Origin of the sequence: Mycobacterium sp. 2YAF39, assembly GCF_052114565.1 — a bacterium.
GTDB lineage: Bacteria > Actinomycetota > Actinomycetes > Mycobacteriales > Mycobacteriaceae > Mycobacterium.
Window position 1 is genome coordinate 195,986 of the sequence record NZ_JBFREZ010000006.1, and the last position, 15,458, is coordinate 211,443.

Here is a 15,458-nt window from a genome sequence, read left to right on the forward strand (position 1 = left end):
CGAGCCGCGGATGCAGCCCGAAAAACGCCGGAGGTCTCTCCCACCACAGCGGATAACCGCGTGGTCCGCAGCACCGGTCGTCCGATGGAGGTCGACGTGATGACGACACTGCGGCGAAGGAATACTCCCCTCCGCTCATGATTCTGCCAGGTAACCGCGATTGCCCGAAATCGGGGAAACCAAACCCGCGTGCGGCGCGTATGCGCAAACGCCGGCACTTAGTAGTTTTGTAGCCGTGACTGGGGCCGTTCCGCCGGAGGTACCTGCGCAGTACATGCTGTCGCCGCAGGCGCCCGAACCCCGCACGCTCATCGACATCCTCTACGACACGGCGGCCCGGCATCCCGATTCGCCTGCCATCGACGACGGCGAGGTGCAGCTCACCTACGCCGAGCTGATCGCCGATATCGAAGACAGCGTCGAATGGCTGGCCACCAGGGGCATCGGTCGCGGCGACCGCATCGGAATCCGGATGCCGTCGGGCACGTACGCGCTGTACGTGGCGATCCTCTCGACACTCGCCAGCGGCGCCGCCTACGTCCCGGTCGACGCGGACGACCCCGACGAGCGCGCCGAGTTGGTGTTCAGCGAGGCCAAAGTGGTGGCGATCATCACCGAGGCGGGCCTGATCCGCGCGCAGGGTTCTTCCCGCGGCTGGCGCGCCGCCGCCCCACTCGGCCGTGACGACGCGTGGATCATCTTCACCTCGGGATCCACCGGTACCCCCAAGGGTGTTGCTGTCACGCACCGAAGTGCCGCCGCGTTCGTCGACGCGGAAGCACGAATGTTCCTGCAGGACAGTCCGATCGGGCCAAACGACCGAGTACTCGCCGGTCTGTCGGTGGCATTCGACGCGTCGTGCGAGGAGATGTGGCTGGCATGGCGGAACGGCGCGTGCCTGGTGCCTGCGCCTCGGTCGCTGGTGCGCAGCGGCATGGACCTGGGTCCGTGGCTGGTGTCCCGCGACATCACGGTCGTGTCGACGGTGCCTACGCTCGCGGCGTTGTGGCCGGCCGAGGCACTGGAGGCGGTGCGGCTGCTGATCTTCGGCGGTGAGGCCTGCCCGCCGGAGCTGGCCGAGCGGCTCGCGGTCGAGGGCCGCGAGGTGTGGAACACCTACGGCCCCACCGAGGCGACCGTGGTGGCGTGCGCGGCGCGGCTTCGCGGGGTCGGAGGGCAGGAGCGCAGCGACCCGGGAAAAAACAAGCGACCGGTGAGCATCGGGCTGCCGCTGACCGGCTGGGATCTGGCGGTGGTCGACCAGCACGGTGCGCCGGTGTCCTTGGGCCAGGTCGGCGAACTCGTCATCGGCGGTGTCGGACTGGCCCGCTATCTGGATCCGGAAAAGGACGCCGAGAAATACGCGCCGATGCCGACTCTGGGGTGGAGTCGCGCGTACCGGAGCGGTGATCTGGTCCGCCTCGAGGACGACGGCCTCTACTTCCAGGGTCGCGCGGACGACCAGGTGAAGGTCGGCGGCCGGCGGATCGAACTCGGCGAGGTGGATTCGGCGCTGGTCAATCTGCCCGGCGTCAGCGGCGGCGCGGCCGCGGTGCGGCGCACGGCCAGCGGCACCCCTCTGCTGGTCGGCTACATCGCCAGCGCCGATCCGTCGTTCGACCTGTCTGCCGCGCGCGCGACCCTGGCCGAAGCGCTGCCCGCAGCGCTGGTGCCGCGCCTCGTGCTCGTGGACGAACTGCCCACCCGGACGTCCGGCAAGGTCGACCGCAACGCGCTGCCGTGGCCGGCGCCAGGCGAACCGATCGGCGCCGACGCGCCCGACCTTGCCGGAACGATGGGCTGGCTGGCGGGTCTGTGGCGCGACGTCCTCGCCGCCCCGATCGAGGGTCCGGAGGCCGACTTCTTCGCGCTCGGTGGAGGGTCGCTGTCGGCCGCTCAACTGGTCGCCGCGCTGCGTCAGCGGTATCCGCAGGTGACCGTCGCCGACTTGTACGACCATCCGCGGCTCGGGTCGCTGGCCGGATACCTCGACGACCTCGACCCGCCACCCCGGGTGGAAACCCGTGTGGTCAAACCGACTTCGCGGATCACCCAGGCCGTCCAGGTGGCCCTTACGCTTCCGCTGGCCACGCTCACGGCGCTGCAATGGGTTGTCTGGCTGGCGCTGGCCAACAACGTGGCCGCCGAACTGGACCTGCTGCCGTGGGCGACACCCATCGGCTGGTGGTGGCTCGCGGCGGGCTTCGGTCTGTTCGTCACGCCGCTGGGCCGGATGGGCATCGCGGTGCTGTTCGCGCGGACGCTGCTGTCGGGGCTCGAGCCCGGCACCTACCGCCGGGGTGGGCCGGAACATCTGCGGGTGTGGTTCGCCGAACGCCTCGCGGAGGCCAGCGGCGCGGAGAACCTGGCCGGGGCGCCGTGGCTGGTGTACTACGCCCGCGCGCTCGGCAACACGGTTGGCAAGGGCGTCGACCTGCACTCGTCCCCGCCTGTGACCGGCATGCTGAAGCTCGGGCACCGGAGCTCGGTCGAACCCGAGGTCGACCTCACGGGTCACTGGATCGACGGCGACCACTTCCACCTCGGCCGGATCAGCGTAGGCAACGACGCCACCATCGGTGCCCGCACGACACTGCTGCCCGGCGCGGTGATCGGCAAGAACGCCGACGTCGCTCCGGGTTCGGGGGTCGTCGGGAAGGTCAAGAACGGCCAGTACTGGAAAGGCTCACCCGCGGTGAAATCGGGCAAGGCCCGCCATCCGTGGCCGGATCACCGCCCCCGCAGGGCGCCGCTGTGGGTGACGGTCTACGGGGTGACGTCGATGCTCCTCGGCGCCGTGCCGCTGCTGGCGCTCGGTGTCGGCCTCGCCGTTATCACGTGGGGTATCCGTGGTGCTGACACGGTTACAACGGCGATCGCACCCGCGGCCCTGTGGACTCCGGTGGCGACCGTGGCCGCGGTGCTGACGTACGCACTGCTGACGGTGGTCGGGGTCCGTTTGCTCTCCCTTTGGCTCAGCGAGGGCTATCACCCGGTACGCAGCCGCATCGGCTGGCAGATATGGGCCACCGAACGTCTGATGGATGCCGCGCGCAACTACCTCTTCCCGCTGTACGCCAGCCTGCTGACACCGTGGTGGCTGCGCGTGCTCGGCGCGAAAGTGGGCCGCGGCACCGAGATCTCGACAGCGCTGCTGACACCGAAGTTCACCGTGATCGAAGACGGAGCGTTCCTGGCCGACGACACCATGGTGGCGTCCTATGAACTCGGTGGCGGCTGGATCCACGTCGCGAAAGCCACCATCGGTAAGCGCGCGTTCCTCGGCAACTCCGGCATCACGCAACCCGGGCGAAAGGTGCCCGACGACGGGTTGGTCGCGGTGCTGTCCGCCACGCCGCACAAAGCCAAGGCAGGGTCATCCTGGCTCGGTAGCCCGCCGGTTCGGTTGCGGCGCAAGCCGACCGCTGCGGACACGCTGCGCACATTTCATCCGTCGCTGCGGCTGAAGGTCCTGCGCGCCATGGTGGAAACCTGCCGGATCATCCCGCTGATCGTGACGTTCGCGATCGGCGTCGCGGTGCTGTTGGCGCTGCAGTGGCTCGCCGTCACCTTCGGCTGGCTGTGGTCCGCGTTGGCCGGCGGCATCGTCCTGCTGGTGGCGGGCGCCATTGCGGGTGGCATCGCGGTGATCGCGAAATGGGTTGTAGTGGGCCCCATTCGGGCGATCGAGCATCCGCTGTGGTCTGCGTTCGTATGGCGCAACGAGGTATCGGACACCTTCGTCGAGACCGTCGCAGCACCGTGGTTCGCCCGCGCCGCCACGGGCACGCCGGTGATGAACCTCTGGCTGCGCGCACTCGGCGCGTCGATCGGGCGCGGCGTGTGGTGTGAGACGTATTGGTTGCCCGAGGCCGACCTGGTCACCCTCGGCAAAGGGTCGACCGTCAACCGGGGCTGCGTCGTTCAGACACACCTGTTCCACGACCGCATCATGCGGATGGACACCGTTGTGCTGGAGGAGGGTTCGACGCTCGGGCCGCACTGCGTCGCGTTGCCCGCCGCACGGATCGGAGCGGGTGCTACGGTCGGCCCGGCCTCCTTGGTGATGCGTGGCGACGAGGTGCCGCCCTCGACCCGCTGGTTCGGCAATCCCATCGCGCCGTGGAATTTGTTCCGTAAGAAGCGCGGCGGGGACACACCGGACCCGGCGCCCAAGAAGCCAAAAGACGTCGCCGCGTGACACGAGGCAAGAAGAAGGGACCTGCGCCCGTCATAGATCCATACATCCCGGCCAACGGCAACTTCGGCTACCGGGTGTCGCGCTACGAACTCGACCTGGAATACAAGGTGGCGATCAACCGGCTGACCGGGTCGGCCACCATCACCGCGGTGACGCTTGCCGCGCTGGGCAGCTTCACCCTCGACCTGTCCCATGCGCTCACAGTGACCAAGGTGACCGTCAATGGGCGCAGGCCCGCGCAGTTCAGGTCGGCGCACAACAAGCTGCAGATCGGACTGGCCGACGACCTGCCCGCAGGCGCGGCGATGTCGATCGTCGTGCGCTACGGCGGTTCTCCGAAGCCGATCCACTCCCACTGGGGTGATGTCGGTTTCGAAGAATTGACCGAGGGGGTTCTGGTGGCCGGCCAACCGAACGGCGCGGCGTCGTGGTTTCCATGTGACGACCACCCCAGCGCCAAGGCCAGCTTCTCCATCCGGATCAGCACCGAGACCCCGTACTACGCCCTGGCCAATGGCGAGCTGGTGTCGCGGCGCGCGCGGGCAGGCATGACCACCTGGACCTATGAGCAGGCTGAGCCGACGTCGACATATCTGATGACGTTGCAGATCGGGGTCTACAACAGGCACCGCATGGCCAAGAACGGCGTTGCCATGCACGCAGTCCTGCCGGATCGGTTGCGGCGCAACTTCAATCAGGACTTCGCCGATCAGCCCCAGATGATGAAGCTGTTCGTCAAACTGTTCGGCCCGTATCCACTGGCGACCGGCTACACCGTCGTGGTCACCGACGACGATCTGGAGATACCGCTCGAGGCGCAGGGTATTTCGATCTTCGGCGCCAATCACTGCGACGGGAATGGCAGTGCCGAGCGTTTGATCGCGCACGAATTGGCTCACCAATGGTTCGGTAATTCCGTCACGGCTCAGCGCTGGCGGCACATCTGGTTGCACGAGGGCTTCGCGTGCTACGCGGAGTGGCTGTGGTCGGAGCACTCGGGCGGTCGCAGCGCCGACGACTGGGCACGCCATTACTACCAGCGGCTCGCCGACTCGCCGGAGGACCTACTGTTGGCGGACCCCGGCGCGCGCGACATGTTCGACGACCGGGTGTACAAGCGGGGCGCACTCACCCTGCACGTGTTGCGACGGCGCATCGGTGACGACAACTTCTTTGCGCTGCTGCGTGATTGGACGGGGCGGCACCGGCACAGCACCGTGGTCACCGACGACTTCACCGGGCTCGCTTCGAATTACACCAACGAATCCCTGCGGCCGTTGTGGGCGGCGTGGCTGTACTCCACAGAGCTACCCGACCTGGACTTCCCATGACCGAGGCCGGTCTGGGAACGGGCCCGACCACCCGGGCGAGCGTGACCCGCATCGGCATCGCGACGGCACTGACCGCGCTGTTCGTCTACGGCATGCTCTATTTGGCCGCCCGAGACCTGGAACCCGCGGGCTTCTCGGTTTTCGGGGTGTTCTGGGGTGCGGTCGGCCTGATGACGGGCGCGACATCCGGGCTGTTGCAGGAGGCGACGCGGGAGGTGCGTTCGGCACGCGATACCGACGTCGCCGCCGGGCCGCATACGCATCCGATGCGGGTCGCGGCGATGGTCGGCATCGTGGCGGCGGCGGTGATCGCCGCGACCGCACCGCTGTGGTCGGGGCACGTGTTCTCCGAATCGCGATGGCTGAGCGTGGCGCTGCTGTGCTTCGGACTTTTCTGCTTCTGCATGCATGCGACGCTGCTCGGGATGCTCGCCGGGGTGGACCGGTGGAGTCAGTACGGATTGGTGATGGTGACCGACGCCGGCATGCGGCTGACGGTCGCCGTGGCGACGTTCGCTGTGGGCTGGGGGCTGGTCGGGTACCTGTGGGCCACCGTGGCGGGCTCGATCGCGTGGCTGATCATGTTGATCGTCTCACCGACGACGCGGGCCGCCGCACGGCTGCTGACGCCGGGCAGCACACTGACATTTCTGCGCGGGGCGTCGCATTCGATCGCCGCCGCAAGCGCCGGTGCGATCCTCGTGATGGGCTTTCCGGTTCTGCTCAAGGCGACCTCGGGAGATCTGGGCACCACGGGCGGGGTGGTGATTCTGGCCGTGACGCTGACGCGCGCTCCGCTGCTGGTGCCGCTGTCGGCCATGCAGGGGAACCTGATCGCCTATTTCGTCGACAAACGCACGCACCGGCTGAGAGCGCTCATCGCGCCGACCGCCCTGGTGGTGACGATCGGTTTACTCGGTGTGCTGGCCGCGGGGGTATTCGGCCCTTGGTTGCTTCGCACCGGGTTCGGCGCCGAATACCGCGCCGGCGGTGCACTATTGGCGTGGCTGACCGCAGCGGCGATCATGATCGCGTTGTTGACGTTGACCGGAGCCGCGACGGTGGCCGCGGCGCTGCACCGTTCGTATTCGATGGGGTGGGTCTCGGCGACGATCGCGTCGACGGCGCTGTTGCTGTTACCGCTGAGCCTCGAGACTCGCACCGTGGTCGCGCTGATGTGCGGACCGCTGGTGGGGATTGCGGTGCACCTCGTCGCGCTGGCGCGCGGCGTCAGCCCTCCTGCGCCGGTGACTGGCCGCTGAGTAGGGCCGTCAGCAGCTCGATGCGCCGGTCCTCGAGCTCCGGCTGCGGCAGCACCGCACGTACGATCGCCGCGCCGTCGAAGGTGTTGGTGAGGATCGCGACCAGCGCGGCAAAGGTCTCCGCCGAGAACTGCTCGGCACCGGGGAGCGCCCTGGCCGTCTCATAGATGTTCGCGGCGTACTCGGTGAGGACGTCTTTCAATGTGGCCCGGAGCTTTTCGTCGGTGCGCGCCGCGACGAGAAGCTCGTACATCACGGTGTTGGTGGAGTTACCCGTGACGTCGCGCAGGATGGTCAGCCCGGCTTCGAGAGCCGGCCTGTCCGCCGGGATCTCGGCGACCTGCTTCGAGAACAGACCAAGTTGCCGCCGCATCACCTCCCTCGCGGTAGCCGCCATGAAATCGCCCATCGTCGGGAAGTGCCGGAACAGCGCGCCGTCGGAAACCTGCGCACGCTTTGCGATCACCGCCGCCGACGCCCTCGCGTATCCGACGTCGACGATGGTGTCGATGCTGGCGTCGAGCAGGCGTGCGATGGTCTCCTCCCGGCGCTGCTGTTGCGTTCTTGCCATGTCAGACAAGCGCTTTCGCCGGTTGGGCGTTTCCAGCGCGCAGGAAGTGGCCGGACTTCAGCGTCGTACCGTAGCCGTCGCAGAACTCGCCGTCGCGGAACACGACCGTGCCGTTGACCGCGGTCGCCACCACTGTGTCGTCGTTGCGATTGACCATGCGGCTCAGCCCACCGTAGAACGGGACGGTCTCCTCGTGGTACGCGTTCACCGATTCGTCGAGGCGCTCGGGGTCGATGACGACGAAGTCGGCACGCTCACCCTCACGCAAGGTGCCCGCCTCGAGGCCGAACCATTCGGCGACCTCGGCAGTGAGCCGGTACACCGCCCGCTGCACCGACAGGAAGGGCCGGCCCGCCCTGTCGGCGTCATGGACACGCTTGAGCAACTTCAGCGAGAAGTTGTAGAACGCCATGTTGCGAAGGTGGGCGCCGGCGTCGGAGAACCCCATGTGGATGGACGGTTCGGCCGCGAGGCGGTCGAGATACCTGGGGCGGTGGTTCGCCACGATGGTCGTCCACCGCACGTTGCGCTCGCCGTTCTCGACGAGCACGTCGAGGAATGCGTCGAGTGGATGCAGTCCGCGCTCGTCGGCGATCTGACCGAAGCTCTTGCCGATCAGCGTCTTGTCGGGGCACTCGACGATCGTCGCGTCATGGAAGTCACGGTGCCACAACGACGGACCCAGCTTCTTGCGGTCGAACGACTTGCGGAACCGGCGGCGATATTCGGTGTCGGCGAGCAGCTCGTTGCGCTCGAACTGGTCTTTCAGATGCAGCGCGGCGGTGCCTGCGCCGAACTCCTCGAACACCGGCAGGTCGATGCCGTCGGAGTACAGCTCGAACGGAACCGGCAGATGCTGGAACCGCACCAGCGAGTCGAACACCTTGTTGATAAGCCGTGTGCCGGGCCCGAATACGTGCACCGCGCCGGTCATGGACTTGGCGTCGGCGGACACAAGCAGGCTCATCCGCACACCGGGCCGCCGACCGAACATCCGACTGCTGGTCAGGAAGAAGTTCAACGCCTCGAGCGGCTTCGTGGTGTTGGGCGCACTCTGCAGAATGCGGCCGCGCCTGCGCAGCACCGAGATCAGCTTGCGGCGCTCGCGCCACGTCGCGAACGTAGACGGCAGGGCCCGCGAGCGGAACCGGTCGCCGTCGAGCTTGTCGATGGGTGCGTCCATGCCCGACATACCGAGAAGCCCTGCGTCTAGCGCCTTCTCGAGCATCTCCGTCATCCGGTCCAGCTCGGCCGGCGTCGGCTTGACACCTTCGGTCGTGGCGCGGTCCAGCCCCAGCACGCTGGTGCGAAGGTCCGAATGTCCCAGCATCGACCCGACGTTCGGGCCGAGCGGCAGATCCTCGAGGGCGCGCACGTACTCGGCCGGTTCGGACCACGTCTTCTTGGCTTCCAGTGCGCCGTGGACGAACTCGCGGGGTACGGCCTCGACGCGGCTGAACAGATCGGCGGCGTCCTCGGTGTCGGCGTAGACCGTCGACAGTGAGCAGTTTCCGAGCAGCACGGTGGTGACACCGTGGCGTACCGATTCGCGCAGGCCCGGATCGAGCAGCACCTCGGCGTCATAGTGCGTGTGCACGTCGATGAATCCGGGGACGATCCACTTACCCGTCGCGTCGATGACGTCGGGGCAACCCGCCTCGTCGAGGGGTCCTGCGGACACCTTCGCGACGATTCCGTCACGGATGCCCAGCGAGCGGACCTGCGGGGCCGCGCCGGTGCCGTCGAACCAGAGGCCATTGCGAACGATCACGTCGTAGGTCATGGCAGCGAGCCTACAATAGAAAGTAAGTACTCGCAATCTTTTTCTGCCACTAGACTCACGCCGATGGCATGGATGGTGACGGGTGGGGCGGGCTATATCGGCTCTCACGTGGTCCGAGCCCTGCTGGACGCCGGCATCGACGTCGTCGTCATCGACGACCTGTCCAGCGGGCTGGAGCAGTTCGTCCCCGCATCGGTGCCGTTCGTCCGCGGCAGCCTCCTCGACGGTGACCTGATCGCGCGCACGCTGGCAGACCACGACGTCGACGGCGTCATCCACATCGCCGGATTCAAGTACGCAGGCGTATCGGTCCGGCGCCCCCTGCACACCTACGAGCAGAACGTCTCGGCGATGGTGACGTTGCTCAAGGCGATGGACGCCGCGGGTGTCGACAAGATGGTGTTCTCGTCCAGCGCGGCCACCTTCGGCACGCCGGACGTCGACATCGTCACCGAGGACACCGCGACCGCACCGGAGTCGCCATACGGTGAAACCAAACTGATCGGCGAATGGATCCTGCGCGACGCCGGGCGTGCGTCGGGCCTCAGACACACCAGCCTGCGCTACTTCAACGTGGTCGGCTCGGGGTCCGAGGAGCTGTTCGACGTCAGTCCACACAATCTGTTCCCGCTGGTTTTCGACATGCTGTATCGCGGTGAGACGCCACATATCAACGGTGACGACTATCCGACGCCGGACGGAACATGCGTGCGCGACTACATCCACGTCGCCGATCTGGCCCTGGCGCACGTCGCCGCCGCGCTGCGGTTGACAGCCCAGCAGCCGGTCGAGCCCGTGTACAACCTCGGCAGTGGCGACGGCACGTCGGTCCGCGAGATCATGACGGCCATCCGGACAGTGACCGGAATCGACTTCGAACCGACGGTCCAACCCCGGCGGCCGGGAGACCCGGCGCGGATCGTCGCGTCCGGCGATCTGGCAGGCCGCGACCTGGACTGGCAGATGCGGCATTCGCTCGAGGACATGGTGGCCTCCGCGTGGGCCGCTCGAAGCCGGGCCGGCGACAACTATCCCGCGTGAAAAGCATTACACGCCAACTCAACTGGGTCGCCCGCGCCGCTGTAGCGCTGATCGCGGTGCAACTGATCATACGGGCGGTGCTCGCCTTCGGCGGCTACTTCTACTGGGATGACCTGATCCTCATCGGCCGGGCGGGCACCCAGGACCTCCTCTCGGCAGGTTATCTGTTCGACGACCACGACGGTCACGTCATGCCCGCCGCGTTTCTGGTCGCCGGTGGGATCACCCGACTCGCCCCGCTGCAGTGGTTCTTACCTGCGATCAGCCTGATCGTGCTGCAGGTGCTCGCATCGCTGGCGCTGCTGCGGGCACTGCACGTGATTCTCGGCTGGCGGCCCGTGCTGCTGATCCCGTTGACGTTCGCGCTGTTCACTCCCCTGGCCGTACCGGGCTTCGCATGGTGGGCGGCCGCGTTGAACTCGCTGCCGATGCTGGCAGCGCTGGCGTGGGTGTGCGGCGACGCTGTTCTTCTGGTGCGTACCGGCAATCAGCGCTACGCCGTCACGGGTCTACTGGTATTTCTCGGCGGTCTGCTGTTCTTCGAGAAAGCGGCCGTCATCCCGTTCATCGCGTTCGCGATAACCGCCCTGCTGGCCCACGTCACCGGCACGGGCTCACCGATGCTGGTGTGGCGCCGGGGCATTCGGCTGTGGGTGTCGTCGCTGGCGGTGACAGCCGGGTGGATCGCCGTGTACCTCGCGGTCGTCGACCATAAGCGGTGGAGCCTTGACTGGTCGATGACATGGGATCTTCTGGCGCGCTCGGTAACCCATGGGATTGTGCCCGGGCTCGTCGGCGGCCCCTGGGATTGGCAGCGCTGGGCGCCCGCATCGCCGTGGGGTACGCCGCCGCCGACCGTCATGATTCTGGGCTGGGTGGCGCTGGCGGCGGTGGTGGCCGTGACCGTCATGCGGAAGCGGCGCATCGGTGTGGTGTGGCTCACGGCGCTCGGCTACGCGGTGGCATGCCAGATACCGATCTACCTGCTGCGGTCGTCGCAGTTCACCGCGCTCGAGTTGGCGCAGACCCTGCGGTACCTCCCCGATCTCGCCGTCGTGCTGGCACTCCTGGCTGCCGTCGGTCTGTGTGCGCCCAACCGCGAAGGCGCGCAGTGGCTGGACGCATCCCGCGCGCGGACGACCGTAATCGTCGTCGCCACAGCCGCATTCATGGCGAGTAGCCTGTATTCGACCGCGACGTTCCTGACGAGCTGGCGTGACAACCCGGCCCAGTCGTACCTGCAGAACGCCATGGCGGGACTGGCCACCGCCGCACAGGAATCCAGCGCCGTCATGCTCGACCAGGAGGTCGACCCGATGGTCCTGCAGCGCGTGGTCGGACCCGAGAGCCTGGCCAGCCACATGTTCGCCCTGCTGCGGAACAGGCCCGAATTCGCTTCGGCCACAACCGACTTACGCATGCTCGACAGCTCCGGCCGGTTGGTCGACGCGAAGGTCACATGGGTGCGCAGCATCGTCGAGGGCCCTGCTCCGCAGTGCGGCTATCTGGTCCAGCCCGACTTCCCCGTGCGCATGCCGCTCGACGGTCCGCTGCTGCCCGCCGACTGGACCGCGGAGATCAACTACCTGGCCAACAGCGACGGATCGCTGACGATGGCGCTGGCCGAGGGTGTCGAGGTGAAGGTGCCGGTGCGGCCCGGGCTCAACCGGGTCTTCGTCCGACTCCCCGGCGCGGGCGATGCGATCGATGTCCGGGCGAACACGGCGGCGCTTTCGGTGTGCATCGCGGCGGGACCGGTCGGATTCGTCGCACCCAAATAGTCGCGCCGCATGCCACGCTGGTTCCCATGGCCCCCAAGATTGATGTGCGTGAGCAAGGTGTACAGGTCTTCCGCGAACTGCTTCCCGGTGTGCTGCCCGACGGAGATCTCGAGATCGCTGAAGGATCATTCGGCAGCGAGATGCTTCCGCTCGTGATGGACAACGTCTTCGGCCGCCTGTGGACACGCGACGGTCTGAGCCGTCGCGACCGCAGCCTTGTCACGCTCGGCATCCTCATCGCGTTACGCGCGACCGACGAGCTGAAGATCCACGTCCAGATCGCGCGCAACAACGGTCTGACCGAAGACGAGATCGCGGAGGTCGTCTACCACTCCAGCGGATACGCAGGATTCCCGGCGGCCAACTCCGCGATGCGCATAGCGGGCGAGGTGATCGCCGGCTGACCACGCGTGGAGCCACCTAGGAGAATCGAACTCCTGACCTATTCATTACGAGTGAATCGCTCTACCGACTGAGCTAAGGTGGCGTGCCCCTCGCCGATGAGCGCTTGCGCGAAGAGCATCGACTTTGGGGCGGGACGAGTCTACGACAGGGCCTAGCGCCCACCCAACTCAGTCACGCAGGGCCTGTCCCACCGTGGCGACCATCGCGTCCACCGCGAACTTCGGCTTCACGTTCGTGTCCAGCGCCTCGCGGCAGTCCAGAACCGCCTCGATGCACCGCAACAGCTTGTCCGGCGGAGCATGCGCGGCCATCGCGGCGACCCGGTCACTCATGTCGGGATGGTTCGGTGCGATGTCGCCGGCCCCCGAAGAGACGAGCAGCGCATCCCGGAAGTACGTGGCCAGGTCGATCAACGCCCGGTCGAGCGCGTCGCGCGATGCCCGCGTCTTCCGCGACTTCTGCCGCTTTTCAAGGTCTTTGAGCGCGCCGGTCGCACCGCGCATCGTGCCCGCGGTGCCCTTGCCGGTGCCACCGGCCCCCAGCGCGGTACGCAACTCCTCGGCCTCGACCTCGTTGCGGTCGACCGTCAGCGACACCGCCTCCGCCTCCGCGGTGGCGACCAGCTCCTCCGCGGCCGCGTACGCACGTGACGGCGTCGCGGCGTCACGCGCGAGCGACAACGCCCGCTTCCGGCGCTCACGCGCCTCCTCGTCGATTGCCAGCCGCCGTGCCCTGCCGACATGGCCGCCGCTGACCGATGCCGCCCAGCGGGCGTCCTCCTCGCTCAGCCCGTCGTTGTCGATCAGCACCTGTGCGATGGCGTCGACAGTAGGCGTCACCAGCGCCACATGCCGGCAGCGCGACCTCAGCGTGATTGCGATGTCCTCGGGGTCGACGGACGGCGCGCAGAGCAGGAACACCGTCGACGGCGGCGGCTCCTCGACGACCTTCAGCAGCGCATTCGCTGCGCCTTCGGTCAGCCGGTCGGCGTCCTCGATCAGCACCACCTGCCAGCGGCCGGTCCCCGGGCGCCTTGACGCGATCTGCACGATGGCGCGCATCTCGTCCACGCCGATGGACAGGCCCTCGGGGACGATCCGCCGCACATCGGCGTGGGTGCCTGCCATTGCCGTCGTGCAGGCCCGGCATTCACCGCAGCCGGGAACACCGTCATCGGTGCACTGCAGCGCGGCCGCAAAGCACAGCGCCGCGATCGATCGACCCGACCCGGGCGGCCCGGTGATCAACCATGCGTGTGTCATGGTCCCCGTCGCGAGGCCGTTGTGAGCCGAATCACCGCGCGCAGCCTGCGCCGCGGCCACCAACTCGGCTTCTACGGCCTGCTGACCCACCAGACGCGAAAAGACACCGGTCATTGCAGATAACAGTAGTGCTGCGAAGCGACACGTCCGTCCCACAGGGCTCGTTTGCGCCTTTTGGAGTCCGTGTCGACCGATACGGTTGACCAGTGACCACCGGGGCCGTCTCGAAGGCCATACCCATCAGGCGAATCAGTGCATTCGTCCGCTGGGTCGCACGCACGCCGTGGCCGGTGTTCACGCTCGGGATGCTGCAGGCCGACATCATCGGCGCCCTCCTGGTCCTGAGCTTCCTGCGCTTCGGCCTCCCTCCGGAGGACCGCATTCAGCTGCAGGATCTGCCCGCCTTCAATCTGACGGTGTTCCTGGGCTTCCTGTTCGTCTCGTTCACGACCGCGTCGTACCTGAGCCTGCGGCTGCTGATCCCGGTGATCCGCTGGCAGCGCCGCGACACACTGCTCACCGACAGTGACCCGGCCGTCACGGAGTTGGCCCGGGTCCGCGCGCTCAAAATGCCCTACTACCGCACGATGATCAACGTCGCGAACTGGATGCTGGGGTCGGTCGTGTTCATCGTCGCCAGCTGGCCGGTGGCCAGCAAGTCGGCGCCGGTCGTCGCGGTCGCCAGCGGCCTTGGCGCCACCGCGACGGCGATCATCGGTTACCTGCAGTCGGAGCGGGTGCTGCGGCCCGTCGCCGTGGCCGCCCTGCGCGGCGGCGTACCCGAGAATTTCCGCGCCCCCGGGGTGATCCAGCGCCAGGTGATGACGTGGGTGCTGTCCACCGGCGTGCCGATCCTGGCGATCGTGCTGGCACTGGTGGCCAGCAAGTTCGAGGTCCTCACCGCGCCTGCGGACAAGCTGACCACCCCGATCCTCCTGCTGGCCATCGCCGCGCTGATCATCGGCCTGTTCGGCACGGTGCTGGTGGCCATGTCGATCGCCGACCCGCTGCGCCAGTTGCGTTGGGCGCTCGGCGAGGTGCAGCGCGGCAACTACAACGCCCACATGCAGATCTATGACGCCAGTGAGCTGGGCCTGTTGCAGGCCGGCTTCAACGACATGGTCCGCGATCTCGCGGAACGGCAGCGGCTGCGTGACCTGTTCGGCCGCTACGTCGGCGAGGACGTCGCCCGCCGGGCGCTGGAGCGCGGCACCGAACTCGGCGGCCAGGAACGCGATGTCGCCGTGCTGTTCGTCGACCTCGTCGGATCGACACAGTTGGCGGCCACCATCCCCGCGGGCGAGGTCGTCAACCTCCTCAACGACTTCTTCCGGGTGGTCGTCGACACCGTGAACCGCCATGGCGGGTTCGTCAACAAGTTCCAGGGCGACGCGGCGCTGGCCATCTTCGGCGCGCCGATCGAGCACCCCGATGCGTGCGGGGCGGCGCTTGCGGCGTCGCGTGAGCTCCACGACGAAGTGATCAAGGTGCTGGGACAGACCGAGTTCGGTATCGGGGTGTCGGCAGGGCGCGCGATCGCCGGGCACATCGGCGCACAGGCCCGGTTCGAGTACACCGTCATCGGCGACCCGGTCAACGAGGCGGCGCGGCTGACCGAACTGGCCAAGCTCGAGGCGGGTCACGTGCTCGCTTCGGCCATCGCGGTCAGCGGTGCGCTCGACGCGGAGGCGTTGTGCTGGGACGTCGGTGAGATCGTCGAGCTGCGCGGGCGCATCGCTCCCACCCAGCTGGCACGGCCGCTGAATCTGGTTATCCCGGACCAGGTAAGCAACCAGGCGCAGGCCGAGCGATGACTTCTGC

10 protein-coding genes and 1 tRNA gene are annotated in these 15,458 nt (G+C 67.6%); 7 read left to right on the forward strand and 4 right to left on the reverse strand.

Annotated elements, in window-relative coordinates:
* Nucleotides 1-274: 274 nt before the first annotated feature.
* Genes AB4Z42_RS18680 through AB4Z42_RS18690 form a run of 3 tightly spaced genes read left to right on the forward strand, consistent with a single transcriptional unit; the run spans nucleotide 275 to nucleotide 6,794 of the window.
* Entirely contained in the window at nucleotides 275-4,201 is a 3,927-nt protein-coding gene (locus tag AB4Z42_RS18680; RefSeq protein WP_442010901.1) for a Pls/PosA family non-ribosomal peptide synthetase, read from the forward strand.
* The gene (locus tag AB4Z42_RS18685) at nucleotides 4,198-5,532 is read left to right on the forward strand and encodes a M1 family metallopeptidase (RefSeq protein ID WP_442010703.1); all 1,335 of its coding nucleotides are present in this window, start codon (nucleotides 4,198-4,200) and stop codon (nucleotides 5,530-5,532) included. Before AB4Z42_RS18680 ends, AB4Z42_RS18685 begins: the two co-directional genes overlap by 4 nt.
* Nucleotides 5,529-6,794 carry a hypothetical protein gene (locus AB4Z42_RS18690; RefSeq protein ID WP_442010704.1) on the forward strand — a complete coding sequence of 422 codons (1,266 nt, stop codon included), beginning with the start codon at nucleotides 5,529-5,531 and terminating at the stop codon, nucleotides 6,792-6,794. Before AB4Z42_RS18685 ends, AB4Z42_RS18690 begins: the two co-directional genes overlap by 4 nt.
* Here the strand turns inward: AB4Z42_RS18690 and AB4Z42_RS18695 are convergent.
* Both AB4Z42_RS18695 and AB4Z42_RS18700 read right to left on the reverse strand, forming a co-directional pair.
* On the reverse strand, nucleotides 6,763-7,365 hold the full coding sequence (locus tag AB4Z42_RS18695) for a TetR/AcrR family transcriptional regulator (protein WP_442010705.1): 603 nt from the start codon (nucleotides 7,363-7,365) through the stop codon (nucleotides 6,763-6,765). The two genes, AB4Z42_RS18690 and AB4Z42_RS18695, sit on opposite strands and share 32 nt — an antisense overlap.
* Nucleotide 7,366: 1 nt before the next feature.
* A complete protein-coding gene (locus AB4Z42_RS18700; RefSeq protein WP_442010706.1) occupies nucleotides 7,367-9,148 on the reverse strand; it encodes an N-acyl-D-amino-acid deacylase family protein in 1,782 nt (593 codons plus the stop codon).
* Nucleotides 9,149-9,211: 63 nt separating this feature from the next.
* Here AB4Z42_RS18700 and galE point away from each other — a divergent pair, with 63 nt between their 5' ends.
* Genes galE through AB4Z42_RS18715 form a run of 3 tightly spaced genes read left to right on the forward strand, consistent with a single transcriptional unit; the run spans nucleotide 9,212 to nucleotide 12,374 of the window.
* On the forward strand, nucleotides 9,212-10,189 hold the full coding sequence (galE, locus tag AB4Z42_RS18705; RefSeq protein ID WP_442010707.1) for a UDP-glucose 4-epimerase GalE: 978 nt from the start codon (nucleotides 9,212-9,214) through the stop codon (nucleotides 10,187-10,189).
* The gene (locus AB4Z42_RS18710; protein ID WP_442010708.1) at nucleotides 10,186-11,970 is read left to right on the forward strand and encodes a hypothetical protein; all 1,785 of its coding nucleotides are present in this window, start codon (nucleotides 10,186-10,188) and stop codon (nucleotides 11,968-11,970) included. The genes galE and AB4Z42_RS18710 overlap by 4 nt, the downstream gene beginning before the upstream one ends.
* Nucleotides 11,971-11,996: 26 nt before the next feature.
* Nucleotides 11,997-12,374: a carboxymuconolactone decarboxylase family protein gene (locus tag AB4Z42_RS18715; RefSeq protein WP_442010709.1), complete on the forward strand. Its 378-nt coding sequence runs from the start codon at nucleotides 11,997-11,999 to the stop codon at nucleotides 12,372-12,374.
* Between the two features lie 7 nt (nucleotides 12,375-12,381).
* Here the strand turns inward: AB4Z42_RS18715 and AB4Z42_RS18720 are convergent.
* Nucleotides 12,382-12,457 (reverse strand) — tRNA-Thr (locus AB4Z42_RS18720).
* Nucleotides 12,458-12,542: 85 nt separating this feature from the next.
* Nucleotides 12,543-13,751: a DNA polymerase III subunit delta' gene (locus tag AB4Z42_RS18725; protein ID WP_442010710.1), complete on the reverse strand. Its 1,209-nt coding sequence runs from the start codon at nucleotides 13,749-13,751 to the stop codon at nucleotides 12,543-12,545.
* Between the two features lie 92 nt (nucleotides 13,752-13,843).
* On the opposite strand from AB4Z42_RS18725, the gene AB4Z42_RS18730 reads away from it, so the two are divergent.
* A complete protein-coding gene (locus tag AB4Z42_RS18730) occupies nucleotides 13,844-15,451 on the forward strand; it encodes an adenylate/guanylate cyclase domain-containing protein (protein WP_442010711.1) in 1,608 nt (535 codons plus the stop codon).
* Nucleotides 15,452-15,458 lie beyond the last annotated feature (7 nt).